Origin of the sequence: Streptomyces sp. BE303 (assembly GCF_036290945.1) — a bacterium.
In the GTDB taxonomy this organism is placed as follows: domain Bacteria; phylum Actinomycetota; class Actinomycetes; order Streptomycetales; family Streptomycetaceae; genus Kitasatospora.
This window is the reverse complement of the sequence record NZ_JAQYWZ010000750.1, coordinates 23,919-40,624: the sequence shown is the minus strand read 5'-3', so window position 1 is coordinate 40,624 and position 16,706 is coordinate 23,919. Positions and strand designations below refer to the sequence as shown.

The window sequence follows — 16,706 nt, the reverse complement described above, 5'->3', positions numbered from 1 at the left end:
CACGATGTTGAGGGCCTCGTTGAGCATCACTTCCTGGCCGCGCCGCAGCTCGTCGAGCTCGACGTTGGGGCTGACGTTCACGCGGAGCTTGCGGCCACCGGTGAAGATGTCGGCGGTGCCGTCCTCGTTCTGGCTGAGGAACACACCGAATCCGGCCGGGGGCTGTGCCAGCCGGTCCACTTCCTCCTTGAGGGCCACGATCTGGTCGCGGGCCTCTCGCAGGGTGGAGGCGAGCCGTTCGTTCTGGGCGGTCACGCCGGCCAGGTTGGTCTGGAGCTCGACGATCCGCTCTTCGAGGACTCTCGAATTGCGCGGCGAGTCGGCGAGCTTGCGGCGCAGGACGGCGATTTCCTGCTCAAGGTACGAGACCTGAGCGGTCTCGTCGGAACCACGAGCGGGCCTGCCGGTGCTGCGGTTGTAGTCGTCATCGTGGGCTGCCACGGTCCTCACCTCCTCCGGGGAGCTGGACGCTTCCAGACCCTACCTGGGACCAGGGGTCCGTAAACCCCTAGATCAAGAAAGATGGAACGGGCGTGTCCGATCTTCGCCCTCGCGTGCTTCCCCTCTGCTAGGGGGATACCCACCGCGCACCGGCCAAAGCGGACCAGATGTATCGTCGATCGAGTCGATATCCGATCGCGACCGCTGCCTGAGGTCCGATCGTTGTACGAATGGCGGGAATGCCCCGCGCGGGGACGTCCCGGGACAGAAACGGCGGAAAAGCATGTCGGTGAGCGAGTCGGAGACGGAGACCGGACCACTGGAGGTCTGGATCGACCAGGATCTGTGCACCGGCGACGGCATCTGCGCGCAGTACGCGCCCGAGGTCTTCGAACTGGACATCGACGGCCTGGCCTATGTGAAGGGCGCCGACGACGAGTTGCGCCAGCAGCCCGGCGAGACGGTGCCGGTGCCGCTGACGCTCCTTCAGGACGTGGTGGACTCGGTGAAGGACTGCCCGGGCGACTGCATCCACGTCCGCCGGGCCGCCGACCGGGTCGAGGTGTACGGCCCGGACGCGGAGTAGGCGCCCCCGGTCCTGGCGGAGTTCAGGTCCGGCTGAGCGGGGCGGCGGTCTGGGAACGGTCCCAGCCGCCGCCCTTGCGCGTCCAGGTGAGGTCGAGTGAGATGTCCGGTTCGAAGCGCGGCACGTCGTCACCGGAGTAGCCCTGGGCGTGGCCGGTCACGGCCCCGTCGCTGCGCAGCGCCAGCCGGCCGACCGTGAGGTTCTCACGCTCCGACAGCAGGGTGGCCAGGACGACGGGTCGGCCGCCGGCGGGGCCGGGGCCGAGCAGGTAGACGGCGTCCGGCGGGGTGCCGTTCTCGGCCGCGCAGTGCGCGGCGGCGACGGTGCCGGGCCGGCCGTCGCCCAGGTCGGCGGCGAAGCTGATGGCGATCTTGACCGGGAACGGTCCGCAGTCCAGGGGGAGTTCGGCCGCGGCCGGGTCGGGGGCGACGGCGGCCGGAAGGGCCTTCGGGGTCGGCCGGGCCGGGCCGGGGGTCCCGGTCGCGGGGGCGGCGGCGAGTGCGGCCGCCACCACGGCGGCGCAGCCGGCGACGGTGAGGGCCCAGTGCCAGGGGGCGGTCCCGGCCCGGCCGGGCGCGGTGCCGCCCCCGGGGCCCTGCCGTCCGGAAGTGTGCTGTCCAGCCGTCGTCCCGACCGCGGTCTCCACCAGGCGTCCCCTCCAGTGGTCTGTGTGAGCGAGCATCGTCCCACACCGGGGCGGCCGTCGGAGGGCCCGGGGTGCCCCTCCGGGCAGCGCGAAGGGGCGGTACGACGACGCGTACCGCCCCTTCGACGGAGTGCTAGCCGAGGTCGGTCGGACCGTCGGTCTCGGTACGGGCTGCGGCGCGGGCCGCGGCGCGCTCCTGCAACGAGCGCTCGGGCGACCCGTTGTCGTAGTCCTCGCCGTAGGCGCCCTTGGCCGGGCGGCGGCGGCGCAGCGGCGGCTCGACGCCGTCGGCCAGCCGGCGGGAGGTGAGCAGGAAGCCGGTGTGACCGATCATCCGGTGGTCCGGGCGGACCGCCAGGCCCTCCAGGTGCCAGGTGCGGACCATGGTCTCCCACGCCTGCGGCTCGGTGAAGGTGCCGTGCTCGCGCAGCGCCTCGACGGTCTTGGACATCTGCGTGGTGGTGGCCACGTAGCAGCAGATGAGGCCACCGGGGACGAGCGCCTTGGAGGCGACGTCCAGGCACTCCCAGGGGGCGAGCATGTCCAGGATGACGCGGTCGACGTCGGCCTCGACCAGGTTGTCCTGGAGGTCGCCGACGGTGAGCTTCCACGCCGGGTGGGGCCCGCCGAAGTAGCGCTCGACGTTGCCCTTGGCGATGTCGGCGAAGTCCTGCCGGCGCTCGTAGGAGGCGAGCATGCCGGTGTCTCCGACGGCGCGCAGCAGGTAGGTGGAGAGCGCGCCGGATCCGACGCCGGCCTCCACCACGCGGGCGCCCGCGAAGATGTCGGCCATCGCCAGGATCTGCCCCGCGTCCTTGGGGTAGATCACGGCGGCGCCGCGCGGCATGGACAGGACGTAGTCGGGGAGCAGGGGGCGCAGCGCGAGGTACGGGACGTTCCCCGTGGTGCGCACGACCGTGCCCTCGGGGGCGCCGATCAGCTCGTCGTGGGGGAACGCACCCTTGTGGGTGTGGAACTGGTTCCCGGCCTGGAGCGTGAACGTGTAGTGGCGGCCCTTGGGGTCGGTCAGCTGGACCTGGTCCCCGACCTGGAAGGGCCCGCGTCGGCGGGTGGCACCGGTCGGTTCGGACATGCGGACAATCCTAAGGGAAGCGGACGGCCCCGCCCGACCGGGGTGATCGTCGGCCCCGGCGGCGCGGTCAGGACCGGCCGGTGACCGCCGCGGTCAGACGCTGTTCGATGTCGGTGAGCGCGGCCACCCCGTACACCCGGCCGTCCTCCTCGACGACCAGGTACTCGCCGGCCGGGGTCGCCCGGACGGCACGCAGCAGGTCCTCGCCGGCGAGGTCGGCGGAGAGCCGCAGGCCGGGTTCGAGGTCGCGGGCGAGCGGGCCGACGGCGACCCAGGGACGGCGGTGCTCGGGGATGCCCCGGACGGCGGACTCCCGGACGATGGCGATCGGGTCGCCGCGCCCGTCGACCACGACGACGGCACCGGCCCCGGCCTCGCCGGCGCGGCGCATGGCCTCGCCGAGCGGGGTGTCGGCGGTGACCTCGACGGTCCGGCGGGCGAGGTCGCGCAGCCGCAGCCCGGGCAGGACCTCCTTGAGCCGGGCGTTGCGCAGGGCGCCGCCGGCGCCGTTCCAGATGACGGCGGCCAGGACGGCGGCCAGGACGGCGTCGATCATGGTGTCGGTGCGGCTGCGTTCGAGGTCGCGGGCGGCGCTGACCAGGGGCAGCCCGATCAGCACGGCGACGGCCAGGCCGCGGCCGGCCCAGGCAGCCGCGACGGTGCCGGCCATCGGGCGGCCGGTGGCCGCCCAGACCGCGGCGCGCAGCATCCGGCCGCCGTCCAGCGGCAGGCCGGGCAGCAGGTTGAAGGCGGCGACGACGAGGTTGGAGACCATCAGGCCGGTGAGCAGCACCCCGGGGACGGTGGTCAACTCGACGGCCTGGAGCGCGAGGAAGAAGAGACCGCCCAGGACCAGCGAGAGCAGCGGTCCGACGAAGGCGAGCCAGAACTCGCGCCCGGGGCTCTCGGCCTCCTTCTCGATCTCGGAGACGCCGCCGAAGAACTGGAGCTGGATGCGGCGGACACCGAGCCGGTAGCGGAGCGCGACCAGCGTGTGGGCCAGCTCGTGCACCAGGACGGAGCCGTAGAACGCGACGGCGAAGGAGAACGCGACGAGGTAGCGGGCGCCGCCGAGCTCGGGCAGGACGCGGTCGAGCTGGCCGCCGAAGACCCAGGTGATCAGCGCGGCGATGACGAACCAGGACGGGGTGACGTACACCGGGACGCCGAAGGGGCGGCCCACCAGGATGCCGCCGCGGGGCTCCGGGTCCTCGGACGGCGGGGCTCCGGGACGGTTGCCGCCGCCGTGCGGTGGCTGGTCGGAGGTCTGCTGCCCCCTGCTGTCGCTCACCGGTGTCCCTTCGTCCGTCTCCCCCGCGCCGCGCCTCACGCCGGTGCGCCCACGCTACGTGATCGGGACGGCCGGGCGCCGCGCGCCCCTCGCTTCTCCCTGCCTCATACCCCGTGGCGGGTTCCGGCAGCACCGTGGCAGCGGGATGACGGCGCAGGGCAATAGGGTCGGGGTATGCAGCAGACCGACACCAGCAGCGCCGAGGTGGTCGCGCCCCGCCCGGCGGCGCCCCCGACCGGCCTGTCCCCGTCCCGCGCGGGGGACTTCCTGACCTGCCCGCTGCTGTACCGGCTGCGGGTGATCGACCGGCTCCCGGAGCCGCCGAGCTCGGCGGCGACCAGGGGCACCCTGGTGCACGCGGTGCTGGAGCGGCTGTTCGACAGCCCGGCGGCCGAGCGGACGCCGGAGCGGGCCCTGGGCCTGCTGCGCCCGCAGTGGGAGCGGCTGCTGGGCGAGCGCCCGGAGCTGTCCGGCCTCTTCCCGGAGGACCCGGACGGCGCGGCGCTGACCCTCTGGCTGGCCGACGCCGAGAAGCTGCTCGCCCAGTGGTTCCGGCTGGAGGACCCGACCCGGCTGCATCCGGTGGAGCGCGAGCTCTACGTGGAGACGGCGCTGGACTCCGGGCTGCTGCTGCGCGGCTACATCGACCGGGTGGACGTCGCCCCCACCGGCGAGGTGCGGCTGGTCGACTACAAGACCGGCCGGGCGCCCTCGCGGGACTTCGAGGGCAAGGCGATGTTCCAGATGAAGTTCTACGCGCTGGTGGTCTGGCGGTGGAAGGGCGTGATCCCCCGGCGGCTGCAGCTGGTCTACCTGGGCGGCGGCGGGGACGTGGTCAGCTACGACCCGGACGAGGCCGACCTGCTCGCGGTGGAGCGCAAGCTGCTGGCGCTGTGGGAGCGGATCGGCCACGCGGTGGCGACCGGTGACTTCCCGGCGACCCGCAACCGGCTCTGCGGCTGGTGCGACCACCAGGCCAGCTGCCCGGAGTTCGGCGGCACGCCCCCGCCGTACCCGCTGCCGCTGGCGCGCACGTCTGACGAGGACGATCCCACGGGGGATCCGATGAGCAAGGAGTCCTAGGTGACGATCCGAGTGCTGCTGGTCGACGACCAGCCGCTGCTCCGCACCGGTTTCCGGATGATCCTGGAGGCCGAGTCCGACCTGGTGGTGGTCGGCGAGGCCGGCGACGGCCAGCAGGCCCTGGACCAGGTGCGGGCGCTGCAGCCCGACGTGGTGCTGATGGACATCCGGATGCCGCGGATGGACGGCGTGGAGGCGACCCGCCGGATCGCCGGTCCGGGGCGGGACGGCCCGGCCAAGGTGCTGGTGCTGACCACCTTCGACCTGGACGAGTACGTGGTGGAGGCGCTGCGCGCGGGTGCGAGCGGCTTCCTGCTGAAGGACGTGCCGGCCGAGGAGCTGGTGCAGGCGATCCGGGTGGTGGCGGACGGTGCGGCGATGCTGGCGCCGTCGATCACCCGGCGGCTGCTGGACATGTACGCCACCAAGCTGCCCTCCGGTGAGGAGGCCCCGCCGCAGGCGCTGAACGCGCTGACCGAGCGGGAGCTGGAGGTGCTGAAGCTGGTGGCGCGCGGGCTGTCGAACGCGGAGATCGCCGCGGAGCTGTTCGTCAGCGAGACGACGGTGAAGACGCACGTCGGCCACGTGCTGACCAAGCTGCAGCTGCGCGACCGGGTGCAGGCGGCGGTGTACGCGTACGAGAGCGGGCTGGTCCGTCCCGGCGCGCTCTGACCCGGACGTGCCGGAGGCCCGGCCGCTCCCCTGCCGGGGGGCGGCCGGGCCTCCGTACGGGGGCTACTTGCCGACCCGGCCGATCTCCCAGAAGCGGAAGAAGCCGGTGGTGTCGACGGTCGACTCCACGCCGGTGATGTTGGAGCGGGAGGCGAAGAACGACTTGTTCTGGAACAGCGGGATCAGCGGGGCGTTCGTGGCCACGATGCCCTGGATCTGGCCGTAGGCCGTCGTCGCGGCGGCGCGGTCGGCCTGCTTGAGGGTGTCCGGCACGAGCTTCTGGCTGATCTGCGGGTCGTCCCAGCCGTGGTGGTAGGCGCCGCCCTCGACGACCAGCGGGGCGACGTAGTTGTCCGGGTCCGGGTAGTCGGCGAACCAGCCGATCGTGTACATCTGGTACTTGCCCTCGGCCCAGCCCTTCTTGAAGGCGTCCCAGTCGGGCTCGTGCTGGACGGTCACCTGGAACAGGCCGCCGGCCTCCAGCTGCTTCTTCAGCGTCTCGGACTCGGCGCCCTCGGCGCGCGAGCGCGACCAGGTGAGGGTGATCTTGACCGGCGTCTGGACCTTGGCGGCGGTGAGGATCGCCTTCGCCTTGGTGACGTCCTGGTCGCCGTAGCGGTCGAAGAAGGCCGTGTTGTGGCCGCTGACGCCGGCCGGGACCATCGAGTAGAGCGGCTGGACGGTGCGGGCGAAGACGTCGCGGGCCAGGGCCTTGCGGTCGACCAGCTGGGCGGCGGCCTGCCGGACGGCGACGTTGCCGCCGACCGGGTCCTTGGTGTTGAAGACCAGGTAGCGGGTGTCGCTGCTGTCGCCCTCGACGACGCGCAGGTCGGTCTTGCCGCCCTGCTGGTCGGAAAGGATCTGGGCGGCGGTGTTGGGCTCCAGACTGTTGTCGGCGAGGTCGACCTCGCCCTTGTCCAGCGAGGCCTTGAGGTCGGCGGGCTTGTCGAAGTACCGCAGGGTGAACTTCTTGTTCCGCAGCTTGGCGTCGCCGGTGTACTTGTCGTTGGGCGACAGCACGACCTTGCCCGGGCCGCCGGTGCCGCCGGCCATCGGCTCGATCGAGTCGATCTTGTACGGGCCGGAGCCGACCAGCTTGTCGTTGCCGAGCAGCTTGTCGGCCGGGAAGACCTCCTGGTCGACGATGGCGCCGGCCGGACCGGCCAGCTTGGCCGGGAGGGTGGCGTCGGGCTGGCCCAGGTGGAAGACCACCTCGGTGTCGCCCTTGGCCTCGACCGACTTGACCGAGGAGAGCAGCCCGGCCGGGCCGCTCTGGTCGTTGATCTTCAGCGTCCGCTGGATCGAGAAGACGACGTCGGCGGCGGTGAGCGCGTGCCCGTTGGAGAACTTCAGGCCGGACTTCAGCGTGCAGCGGTACTGGGTGGCCTCGCCCGCGGTGAACTCGCAGGACTGGGCGGCGTCCGGGCCGGGCGCGCTGGAGGCGGCCGGGTAGCTGAGCAGCGACTGGAAGGTGTTGCGCAGCAGCAGCCAGGAGCCGGCGTCGTACGCGCCGGCCGGGTCCAGGGCGTTGGTCACCGAGGTGGTGCCCATGGTGATCGCCTTGTCGCCGTCCCCCTTGACGGCGTCGGTCACCGAGCCGCAGCCGGCCACCGAGGCGGCCACGAGTCCGGCGCAGCCGAGCACGGCCAGTCGTTCAGCTGAAGTCTTCACGGGTCGCGTCCTTCGGGGTGCGGTCCGGCCGGAGGGCCGGGGGCCCGCGAGCCGGTTGCCTCCTGGGTTGCGGAGGGGGGCGCGCGCGAGCCGGGCGCCCGTGCGACCGCGGGCAGGACGGGGTTGCCCGTCAGCGGCGGTGCCTGGGCTCGGGGGTGGGGAACGAACTGGAGTAGCGTGCCATATCGAACACACACCCCCGATACCCCCACAGGTGACAGTTGGGACACGGGGGGACGGCACCGGACAGGGCCGTCCTGCGAGTTGTCAGCCAATGCCCGTTTTCTCCCCGGGCCGTCGAGGGCCGGAGCCGGTCCGGACCGACTACCGGCCGGTAGTGCTCATGTGCAATGAGACGACAATCACACCCGTGAGGCGACGAGGGAGCGGAGCAGCTCGAGGTCGACCTGCTCCAGCGACGACAGCACCAGCCGACCGGGCGCCGGCTCGATCGCCGCCACCGAGGGCACCGCGATCACGGGACAGCCGGCCGCCTCGGCCGCGCGCACCCCGGTCGGCGCGTCCTCCACCACCACGCAGCGGGCCGGATCGGCGCCCAGCCGGCGCGCCGCCTCCAGGTACGGGTCCGGGTGCGGCTTGGTGCGCGGCACCTCGTCCCCCGCGACCGTGAAGGCGAAGTGCTCGGCGCCCAGCGAGCGCAGCACGATGTCGATGATGTGCCGGTGGGAGGCGGAGACCAGGGCGGCCGGGACGCCGTGCGCGGCGAGCGTGTTGAGCAGCCGCTCCGCACCCGGCATCAGCGGCACCCCGCCGGCCAGCAGGTCCACGAACCGCTGGTTGATCAGCACGGTCAGGTCGGCCGGTGCGAGGTCCACGCCCGTGGTGGCGAGCAGGTAGTCGATCACCCGGCTCATCGGGCCGCCGACCACCTGCGCGCGGTCCTTCTCGTCGAGCGCGTAGCCGAGCTCGGCGAAGAGCGAGGCCTCCGCCTGCCACCAGTAGTCCTCGGTGTCCACCAGCGTTCCGTCCATGTCCAGCAGCACCGCCTGCAGGCCCTGCCCGTCGCCCGGGTCGAGGGTCTGGATGGCGGTGGAGATGGTGGTCATGGCGGGATCCTTCCGTCCGTGCCCCCGGATCGGCTCCGGGGATGACACAGGCCGGCCCGCTGGTGAGCGGACCGGCCCGTTCAGGATCATCAAGGATACGCCCGGCCCGTCCGGATCGGGCGAACGCTGCGCAGCATCCGGATTACCGCGCGTTGAAGTACTTGGCCTCCGGGTGGTGGATCACGATCGCGTCGGTGGACTGCTCCGGGTGCAGCTGGAACTCCTCGGAGAGGACCACGCCGATCCGCTCGGGCTTCAGCAGGTCGGCGATCTTGGCGCGGTCCTCCAGCTCCGGGCACGCCCCGTAGCCGAGGGAGAACCGCGCGCCCCGGTACTTCAGCGCGAACATGTCCCGGACGTCCTGCGGGTCCTCGTCGCCGAAGCCCAGCTCGAAGCGGACCCGGGCGTGCCAGAACTCGGCCAGCGCCTCGGCCAGCTGGACGGAGAGGCCGTGCAGCTCCAGGTAGTCGCGGTAGGAGTTGTCGGCGAACAGCTCGTTGGCCGCCTCGGAGATCCGGTTGCCCATGGTGACCACCTGGAGGCCGAGCACGTCGCGGACCCCGGACTCCTCCGGGCGGAAGAAGTCGGCCAGGCAGAGCCGGCGCCCGCGCCGCTGGCGCGGGAAGGTGAACCGGGTCCGCTCGGTGCCGTCCTCGTGGAAGACGATCAGGTCGTCGCCCTTGGAGTTGGCCGGGTAGAAGCCGTAGATGACGGCCGCCTCCAGCCATCCCTCGGTCTGCAGCCGGTCCAGCCACATCCGCAGCCGCGGCCGGCCCTCGGTCTCCACCAGCTCCTCGTACGAGGGGCCGTCCCCGCTCCGGGCGGCCTTCAGGCCCCACTGGCCCTTGAACAGGGCGTCCTCGTCCAGCCAGCTCGCGTAGTCGGCGAACGGCACGCCCTTGACGATCCGGTCGCCCCAGAACGGCGGCTCGGGCACCCGGTTGTCGACGGCGACGTCCGAGCGGATCTGGCCGAGGTTGACCTCCTCGGGCTCCTCGACCTCCACCCGTGCGTGCCGGCGCTGCTTCAGCTCCGGCAGGGTGGCGCCCGGCACACCGCGCTTGACCGCGATCAGCGCGTCCATCAGCCGCAGGCCCTCGAAGGCGTCCCGGGCGTAGCGGACCTCGCCCTCGTAGATCTCGTGCAGGTCCTGCTCGACGTAGGCGCGGGTGAGCGCGGCACCGCCGAGGATCACCGGGTAGTCGGCCGCCAGCTTGCGCTGGTTCAGCTCCTCCAGGTTCTCCTTCATGATCACGGTGGACTTCACCAGCAGGCCGGACATCCCGATGACGTCGGCCCGGTGCTCCTGCGCGGCGTCCAGGATCGCCGAGACCGGCTGCTTGATGCCCAGGTTGACCACGTTGTAGCCGTTGTTGGACAGGATGATGTCGACCAGGTTCTTGCCGATGTCGTGGACGTCGCCCTTGACGGTGGCCAGCACGATGGTGCCCTTGCCCTCGTCGTCGGACTTCTCCATGTGCGGCTCCAGGTGCGCCACCGCGGTCTTCATCACCTCGGCGGACTGGAGCACGAACGGCAGCTGCATCTGGCCGGAGCCGAACAGCTCGCCGACCACCTTCATGCCGGCCAGCAGCGTGCTGTTGACGATCTCCAGCGCCGGGCGCTCCGTCAGCGCCTCGTCGAGGTCGGCCTCCAGGCCGTTCCGCTCGCCGTCGATGATCCGCCGCTGCAGGCGCTCCTCCAGCGGAAGCGCGGCCAGCTCCTCCGCCTTGGACGCCCGGACGGAGGCCGAGGAGACGCCCTCGAAGAGCCGGAGCAGCTTCTGCAGCGGGTCGTAGCCCTCGCTGCGGCGGTCGTAGACCAGGTCGAGGGCGACCTCGCGCTGGTCCTCGGGGATCCGGGCCATCGGCACGATCTTGGAGGCGTGCACGATCGCCGAGTCCAGGCCCGCCTCGACGCACTCGTTCAGGAAGACCGAGTTGATCACCATGCGGGCGGCCGGGCTGAGGCCGAAGGAGATGTTGGACAGGCCGAGGGTGGTCTGCACGTCCGGGTGGCGGCGCTTGAGCTCGCGGATCGCCTCGATGGTCTCGATGCCGTCGCGGCGGGACTCCTCCTGCCCGGTGCCCAGGGTGAACGCCAGGCAGTCGACCAGGATCGAGCCCTCGTCGATGCCGTACTCGGTGGTGAGCTGGGCGATCAGCCGCTCGGCGATCTCGACCTTCTTGTCGGCGGTGCGGGCCTGGCCCTCCTCGTCGATGGTCAGCGCGATCAGGCCGGCGCCGTGCTCGCGGGCCAGCGAGGCGATCCGCCCGAAGCGGGTGTCCGGGCCGTCGCCGTCCTCGTAGTTCACCGAGTTCAGCAGGGCGCGCCCGCCGAGCGACTCCAGACCCGCGCGCAGCACCTCCGGCTCGGTGGAGTCCAGCACGATCGGCAGGGTGGAGGCCGTCGCCAGCCGGCCGGCGATCTCCTTCATGTCGGCGACGCCGTCGCGGCCGACGTAGTCCACGCAGAGGTCCAGCAGGTGCGAGCCGTCCCGGATCTGGTCCCGGGCGATCTCCACGCAGGCCTGCCAGTCGCCGGCCAGCATCGACTCGCGGAACTTCTTCGAACCGTTGGCGTTGGTGCGCTCGCCGATCGCCAGGTACGAGGTGTCCTGGCGGAAGGGCACCGCCTGGTAGAGCGAGGCCGCCGAGGGCTCGGGACGCGGGTCGCGCACGGTGACCGGCCGGCCCTGGACCCGCTCGACCACCTGGCGCAGGTGCTCGGGGGTGGTGCCGCAGCAGCCGCCGACCAGCGACAGCCCGTACTCGCGGGTGAAGACGTCGTGCGCGTCGGCCAGCTCGGCCGGGCTCAGCGGGTAGTGCGCGCCGTCCTTGCCCAGCACCGGCAGACCGGCGTTCGGCATGCAGGAGAGGCCGATCCGCGCGTTCTTGGCCAGGTATCGCAGGTGCTCGCTCATCTCGGCCGGGCCGGTGGCGCAGTTCAGACCGATGTAGTCGACGCCGAGCGGCTCCAGCGCGGTCAGCGCGGCTCCGATCTCGGAGCCCAGCAGCATGGTGCCGGTGGTCTCCACGGTCACCTGGACCAGCACCGGGAGGTCGAGGCCCGCGTCCGCGAGGGCGGCCTTGGAACCCAGGATCGCGGCCTTGGTCTGCAGCAGGTCCTGGCTGGTCTCCACCAGCAGGGCGTCCGCACCGCCGGCGATCAGGCCCGCCGCGTTCTGCCGGAAGCCCTCGCGGAGCGTCGCGTACGGGGCGTGGCCGAGGGTCGGCAGCTTGGTGCCGGGGCCGATCGAGCCGAGCACCCAGCGGGTCCGGCCGTCGGTCCCGGTGTGCTGGTCGGCGGCCTCGCGGGCGATCCGGGCCCCGGCCTCGGAGAGCTCGAAGACGCGCTCCGGGATGTCGTACTCGCCGAGCGCCGAGTGGTTGGCGCCGAAGGTGTTGGTCTCCACGCAGTCCACGCCCACCGCGAAGTACGCGTCGTGGACGGAGCGGACGATGTCGGGCCGGGTCAGGTTGAGGACCTCGTTGCAGCCCTCCAGGTCCTGGAAGTCCTCCAGCGTCGGGTCCTGGGCCTGGAGCATGGTGCCCATCGCCCCGTCGGCGACCACCACACGGGTGGCCAGCGCCTCACGCAGCGCGTTCGCGCGGCTCTGCTGGGTGACGGACGGGTCGGCTGCAGTGGCCATGGGGCTTCTCCCTGGGTGCGACGGCTGTCGGCTTTGCGCACCCGCTGAGTCGGGGACGCACGTGGCCAGGGTATCCGGCCCCTGCTGGGAGCAGAGCACCCATTTCGTATCCTGAGCCCTCGTCCGCGAGGGGAGAGCGACGCTATGGGTGGATTCCGGACACGTGCGGGTCGGATCGGGGCGGTTCCCGCCGCCTGGGCCCGGGCGCTGCGCGTCCGCTGGCGGAGCTGGTCCCGATGGCGGAAGTCGCTGGCAACGGCGCTGGTGGCGCTGGCCGTCGTGGTGGTGCCGATCGGCTCGGCGGCCCTCGCGCTGCGCCTCCAGTACGTCGGCGACCCGTCGCCCGAGGCGCGTACCCGCGGTCGCGACGCGGTCTGGCTCGGCCACGCCTGGGTCGACGGCCGGAAGGGTGACGCGGACATCGCCGCGCTCGCCCGGCGGCTGGCCGGAACCGGCATCCGGGACCTGTACGTGCACACCGGCCCGCTGGAGCACGACGGCTCCCTGCCGCCCTCCGTGCACCCCCGGGCCCGCTGGTTCACCGAGGAGGCGCACCGGGCGCTGCCCGGGATCCGGGTGCAGAGCTGGCTGGGCGACGAGGTCAAGCCCGAGAAGGACGCGCTGGACCTGGAGGACGCCGCCACCCGGGACCGGGTCACCGCCTCCGCCCGCCAGGTGCTCGATCTCGGCTTCGACGGCGTGCACTTCGACATGGAGCCGATCCGGCCCGGTTCGAAGGGCTGGCTCGCCCTGCTCGACCAGGTCCGCCCGGTCACGGCCGAACGCGGCACCAGGCTCTCGGTGGCCGTCCCGCAGATCGATCCGCTTCCTTACCAGCACAACGTGGCCATCGCGTTGACCGACCACGGCAAGTGGTGGGATCAGGCCTATTTCGCCGAGACCGCCCGCCGGGTCGACCAGGTCGCCGTGATGACGTACGACTCCAGCATGCCGACCGAGTCGCTGTACGGCGGCTACAACGCCTACCAGACCGAGCTCGCGCTGGAGGCCACCCCGGAGGACGTGGACCTGCTGATGGGCCTGCCGTTCTACTGGGAGGACAAGTGGGGCCACTGGGGTCGCGCCGAGACGGTGACCGCCGGCATCCGGGGCATCCGGCTGGGCCTGGGCCGGTACGACCTCGACCGGCAGAACTTCGGTGTCGGGCTGTACGTGGACTTCGCCGCGACCGAGCAGAACTGGACGGACTACCGGCGCCACTGGGTCCGCTGAGCGGGGCCGGGGCCCGTACGGGCCCCGGCCTCAGGCCGGCGAGGCGGGGAGCGGGGCGGCCATCCGGTGGGCCAGGTCGCCCAGGAAGCGGCGGACGGTGGCGTCCTCGCCCGTCACGTAGTGCAGGACGGCCCGGCAGAACGGTCCGTAGACCTCGCCGCGTTCGGTGACGGTCAGCGTGCAGCCCCCGCCGACCGGCGTCAGCCGGTACGTCCAGGTGCCGCCGTACGGGAGGTCGCGGTCCGCGATCCCGGTCACCAGTCGGTGCGGGGCCTCGCTCTCCAGCACCTCGTAGGTGGTGTGCCCGTGCCGGCCGTACTCGCGCCAGCGGGCCAGGCCGTCGGCGGTCGCGGGCAGGACCTCGACGTGGGCCAGGCCCTGGCGCCAGGCCGGGTGGAGGCCGAGGTCGGTCAGCACCTCCCAGACCGCGCCGGGCGACTGGGTCAGCTCCAGACCGCCCTCGCTGACGTGCTCCACCGGCAGCCTCCGACCGGCGGCCAGCGTCGCCAGTACCGCACCGGCCCCGGTCGCCAGCACCACGCCGGCACCGGTCCACAGCCGTCCGTTCATCCGTCGGCTCCTCACGCCCCGCGTCCGGCCCCGCCTCCATCATCGCGCCGCACCGCCGGGCGGGCGCGCCGCGGCAGCCGGGCAGCGCGGCGACCGCCCGGACGAGCGGGGGGAGGAGGGGCCGGCCGGGGAACGGGCGAGCGGCGGGATAACCGCTGGATCGTGGCGCCCGCCTCCCCCAGACTGTCCCGGTGCCCGCCGGAACGGGGCTTCAAAGCCCGTAGGCTGGGCAGGTAGGGACCATGGAGCGAGGCGTTCCATGGGTGACGAGAGGTTCGACCGTCGGCATCCGGCCCGCCGGCATCCGGGCACGGCCGGATGGGGCGGCGGCAGCCGACCGGAGGGAGACGCTGGGTGATCGAGCTGGAAGATGTTCCCGAGTTGATCGACCCGGTGATGGTCTGCGCCTTCGAGGGGTGGAACGATGCGGGCGACGCCGCCTCCGCGGCACTGGCGCATCTGGACGAGACCTGGGGCGGCAAGGTCTTCGCCGCCCTCGACGCGGAGGACTACTACGACTTCCAGGTCAACCGGCCCACGGTCTGGCTGGACGGCGGCGTCCGCCGGATCACCTGGCCCACCACCCGGCTCTCGGTGATCCGGGTGACCGAGCCGACCACCCGGGACGTCGTGCTGGTGCGCGGCATCGAGCCCAGCATGCGCTGGCGCTCGTTCTGCAACGAGCTGCTCAACTTCGCGCACGAGCTCGGGGTCGAGCTGGTCGTGATCCTGGGCGCCCTGCTCGGCGACACCCCGCACAGCCGCCCGGTACCGGTCAGCGGGGTCACCTCCGACCCCGACCTGGCCCGCCGCCTGGAACTGGAGGAGAGCCGGTACGAGGGTCCGACCGGGATCGTCGGGGTGCTCCAGGAAGCGTGCACGCACGCCGGGGTGCCGGCGGTGACGCTCTGGGCCGCGGTGCCGCACTACGTCGCGCAGCCCCCCAACCCGAAGGCGACCCTCGCGCTGGTGAACAAGCTGGAGGACCTGCTGGACCTGCGCATCCCCCCGGGCGAGCTCGGCGAGGACGCCCGGGCCTGGCAGCTGGGGGTGGACCAGCTGGCCGCCGAGGACAGCGAGGTCGCCGAGTACGTCCAGCAGCTGGAGGAGGCCCAGGACACCGCCGACCTGCCGGAGGCCTCGGGCGACGCGATCGCCCGCGAGTTCGAGCGGTACCTGCGGCGGCGGGAGAACGTCGGACCGACCGGTGAGAAGCCGGTCGCCGGGCACGCCACGGCGGAGCGCCCGAGCGAGCCGGAGTCACCCGGCTCCCGGGAGAGTCAGGACGGCGCCGAGGAGGACTGACACCTCCCCGCGCGGTCGTCGGCGCAGCCGCGCACCGCACTCCACCGCCTGCGTCGAGGGGGTGACGGGACCGTGGTCCCGTCACCCCCTCGACGTGTCCGCGCCCGCGCGGCGGTGGCGTCCTCGGCCGGACGCCCGCGCCGCGGAGCGGCCGACGGCTACAGCGCGATGCCGAGCAGCGCGTCCACGGTGCGGGTGACCAGGCCGGGCGCGCCGATGTCGGACCCGCCCCCGGTCTGCTGGCGCTCCGCCCAGCGGTCCACCGCGGCGAGCGCGGCGGGCGCGTCCAGGTCCTCGGCGAGCGCCGCGCGGACCTCGGTGAGCAGCTGCTCGGCGTCCGGTCCGTCCGGGCGGCTGACCGCGGCGCGCCAGCGGGCGAGGCGCTCGACGGCCTCGTCCAGGGTGGCCTTGGTCCACTCCCAGTCCTCGCGGTAGTGGTGCGAGAGCAGGGCGAGGCGGATCGCGGCCGGGTCGACGCCCTCCCGGCGCAGGGCCGAGACGAAGACCAGGTTGCCGCGGGACTTCGACATCTTGTGCCCGTCCAGGCCGACCATGCCGGCGTGCACGTACGTCTTGGCGTACGGGTGGGCGCCGGTGGCGACCTGGGCGTGCGCGGCGCCCATCTCGTGGTGCGGGAAGGACAGGTCGCTGCCGCCGCCCTGGATGTCGAAGGACATCCCCAGGTACTGCAGGGCGATCGCGACGCACTCGATGTGCCAGCCGGGGCGGCCGTGGCCGAGCTCGGTGTCCCAGGCCGGCTCGCCCGGACGGGCGGCGAGCCAGAGCAGCGCGTCCAGCGGGTGACGCTTGTTGGGGCGGTCCGGGTCGCCGCCACGCTCGGCGAAGACCGGGTGCATGGCCTCGCGGGCGAGCCCGGAGACCTCGCCGAAGTGCGGGTCGGACTCGACGGAGAAGTAGATGTCGCCGTCCAGCTCGTAGGCGGCCCCGCTCGCCAGCAGCTTCTGGACCAGCGGGACGATCCACGGGATCGACTCCACGGCGCCGATGTAGTGGGCCGGCGGGAGCAGCCTCAGGGCGGTCATGTCCTCGCGGAAGAGCGCGGTCTCGCGCTCGGCCAGCACCGTCCAGTCCTGTCCGGTGGCGACGGCGCGCTCCAGCAGCGGGTCGTCCACGTCGGTGACGTTCTGGACGTACAGGACGTCGTGGCCGGCGTCCTTCCACACGCGCTGCACCAGGTCGAAGGCGTTGTAGGTGGCGGCGTGGCCCATGTGGGTCGCGTCGTAGGGCGTGATGCCGCAGACGTAGATCCGGGCGGCGCCGTCCTGCGGCACGACCTCCCGGACGACACCCGTAGCGGTGTCGTGGATACGAAGGGGGAGCCCCTGACCAGGCAGGGCGGGAACCTCGGAAGCGGGCCAGGCATGCATGGGAATGA

Annotated in this window: 13 protein-coding genes and 1 pseudogene; 5 read left to right on the top strand and 9 right to left on the bottom strand. The window is 72.6% G+C overall.

Annotated features, from left to right (window positions below):
• Positions 1-441: pseudogene (locus PUR56_RS22205) on the bottom strand (proteasome ATPase); the annotation flags it as partial.
• Between the two features lie 283 nt (positions 442-724).
• On the opposite strand from PUR56_RS22205, the gene PUR56_RS22200 reads away from it, so the two are divergent.
• Positions 725-1,027 carry a ferredoxin gene (locus PUR56_RS22200; RefSeq protein ID WP_329877712.1) on the top strand — a complete coding sequence of 101 codons (303 nt, stop codon included), beginning with the start codon at positions 725-727 and terminating at the stop codon, positions 1,025-1,027.
• Between the two features lie 22 nt (positions 1,028-1,049).
• Here PUR56_RS22200 and PUR56_RS22195 read toward each other — a convergent pair whose 3' ends face one another.
• From PUR56_RS22195 to PUR56_RS22185, 3 genes are all read right to left on the bottom strand, one after another.
• The gene (locus PUR56_RS22195; RefSeq protein ID WP_329950189.1) at positions 1,050-1,709 is read right to left on the bottom strand and encodes a hypothetical protein; all 660 of its coding nucleotides are present in this window, start codon (positions 1,707-1,709) and stop codon (positions 1,050-1,052) included.
• Between the two features lie 97 nt (positions 1,710-1,806).
• On the bottom strand, positions 1,807-2,766 hold the full coding sequence (locus PUR56_RS22190) for a tRNA (adenine-N1)-methyltransferase (RefSeq protein ID WP_329877716.1): 960 nt from the start codon (positions 2,764-2,766) through the stop codon (positions 1,807-1,809).
• A 67-nt stretch (positions 2,767-2,833) separates the two neighbouring features.
• Complete coding sequence (locus PUR56_RS22185) at positions 2,834-4,057, bottom strand: site-2 protease family protein (protein WP_329877718.1); 1,224 nt, start codon at positions 4,055-4,057, stop codon at positions 2,834-2,836.
• Between the two features lie 174 nt (positions 4,058-4,231).
• Here PUR56_RS22185 and PUR56_RS22180 point away from each other — a divergent pair, with 174 nt between their 5' ends.
• Together PUR56_RS22180 and PUR56_RS22175 are read left to right on the top strand one after the other, a co-directional pair.
• Positions 4,232-5,140, top strand: coding sequence for a RecB family exonuclease (locus PUR56_RS22180; protein ID WP_329877720.1), 909 nt, complete (start codon positions 4,232-4,234; stop codon positions 5,138-5,140).
• Positions 5,141-5,812, top strand: coding sequence for a response regulator (locus tag PUR56_RS22175; protein WP_030299918.1), 672 nt, complete (start codon positions 5,141-5,143; stop codon positions 5,810-5,812). It begins immediately after the preceding gene.
• A 63-nt stretch (positions 5,813-5,875) separates the two neighbouring features.
• On the opposite strand, the gene PUR56_RS22170 is transcribed toward PUR56_RS22175, so the two are convergent.
• The 3 genes from PUR56_RS22170 to metH all read right to left on the bottom strand — a co-directional run bounded on the left by PUR56_RS22170 (position 5,876) and on the right by metH (position 12,202).
• Positions 5,876-7,483, bottom strand: a complete 1,608-nt coding sequence (locus PUR56_RS22170; RefSeq protein ID WP_329950188.1) for an ABC transporter substrate-binding protein — start codon at positions 7,481-7,483, stop codon at positions 5,876-5,878.
• A gap of 362 nt (positions 7,484-7,845) precedes the next feature.
• The gene (locus PUR56_RS22165; protein WP_329877729.1) at positions 7,846-8,550 is read right to left on the bottom strand and encodes an HAD family hydrolase; all 705 of its coding nucleotides are present in this window, start codon (positions 8,548-8,550) and stop codon (positions 7,846-7,848) included.
• 142 nt (positions 8,551-8,692) lie between these two features.
• A complete protein-coding gene (gene metH, locus PUR56_RS22160) occupies positions 8,693-12,202 on the bottom strand; it encodes a methionine synthase (RefSeq protein ID WP_329877731.1) in 3,510 nt (1,169 codons plus the stop codon).
• A 144-nt stretch (positions 12,203-12,346) separates the two neighbouring features.
• Between metH and PUR56_RS22155 the strand changes: the two genes are divergently transcribed.
• The gene (locus PUR56_RS22155; RefSeq protein ID WP_329950187.1) at positions 12,347-13,435 is read left to right on the top strand and encodes a glycosyl hydrolase family 18 protein; all 1,089 of its coding nucleotides are present in this window, start codon (positions 12,347-12,349) and stop codon (positions 13,433-13,435) included.
• Positions 13,436-13,465: 30 nt separating this feature from the next.
• On the opposite strand, the gene PUR56_RS22150 is transcribed toward PUR56_RS22155, so the two are convergent.
• A complete protein-coding gene (locus tag PUR56_RS22150) occupies positions 13,466-14,005 on the bottom strand; it encodes an SRPBCC family protein (protein WP_329950186.1) in 540 nt (179 codons plus the stop codon).
• Positions 14,006-14,359: 354 nt separating this feature from the next.
• Here PUR56_RS22150 and PUR56_RS22145 point away from each other — a divergent pair, with 354 nt between their 5' ends.
• Positions 14,360-15,310: a PAC2 family protein gene (locus tag PUR56_RS22145; protein ID WP_329877737.1), complete on the top strand. Its 951-nt coding sequence runs from the start codon at positions 14,360-14,362 to the stop codon at positions 15,308-15,310.
• Between the two features lie 158 nt (positions 15,311-15,468).
• Here the strand turns inward: PUR56_RS22145 and mshC are convergent, their stop codons facing one another.
• Positions 15,469-16,698: a cysteine--1-D-myo-inosityl 2-amino-2-deoxy-alpha-D-glucopyranoside ligase gene (gene mshC / locus PUR56_RS22140; protein ID WP_329950185.1), complete on the bottom strand. Its 1,230-nt coding sequence runs from the start codon at positions 16,696-16,698 to the stop codon at positions 15,469-15,471.
• Positions 16,699-16,706 lie beyond the last annotated feature (8 nt).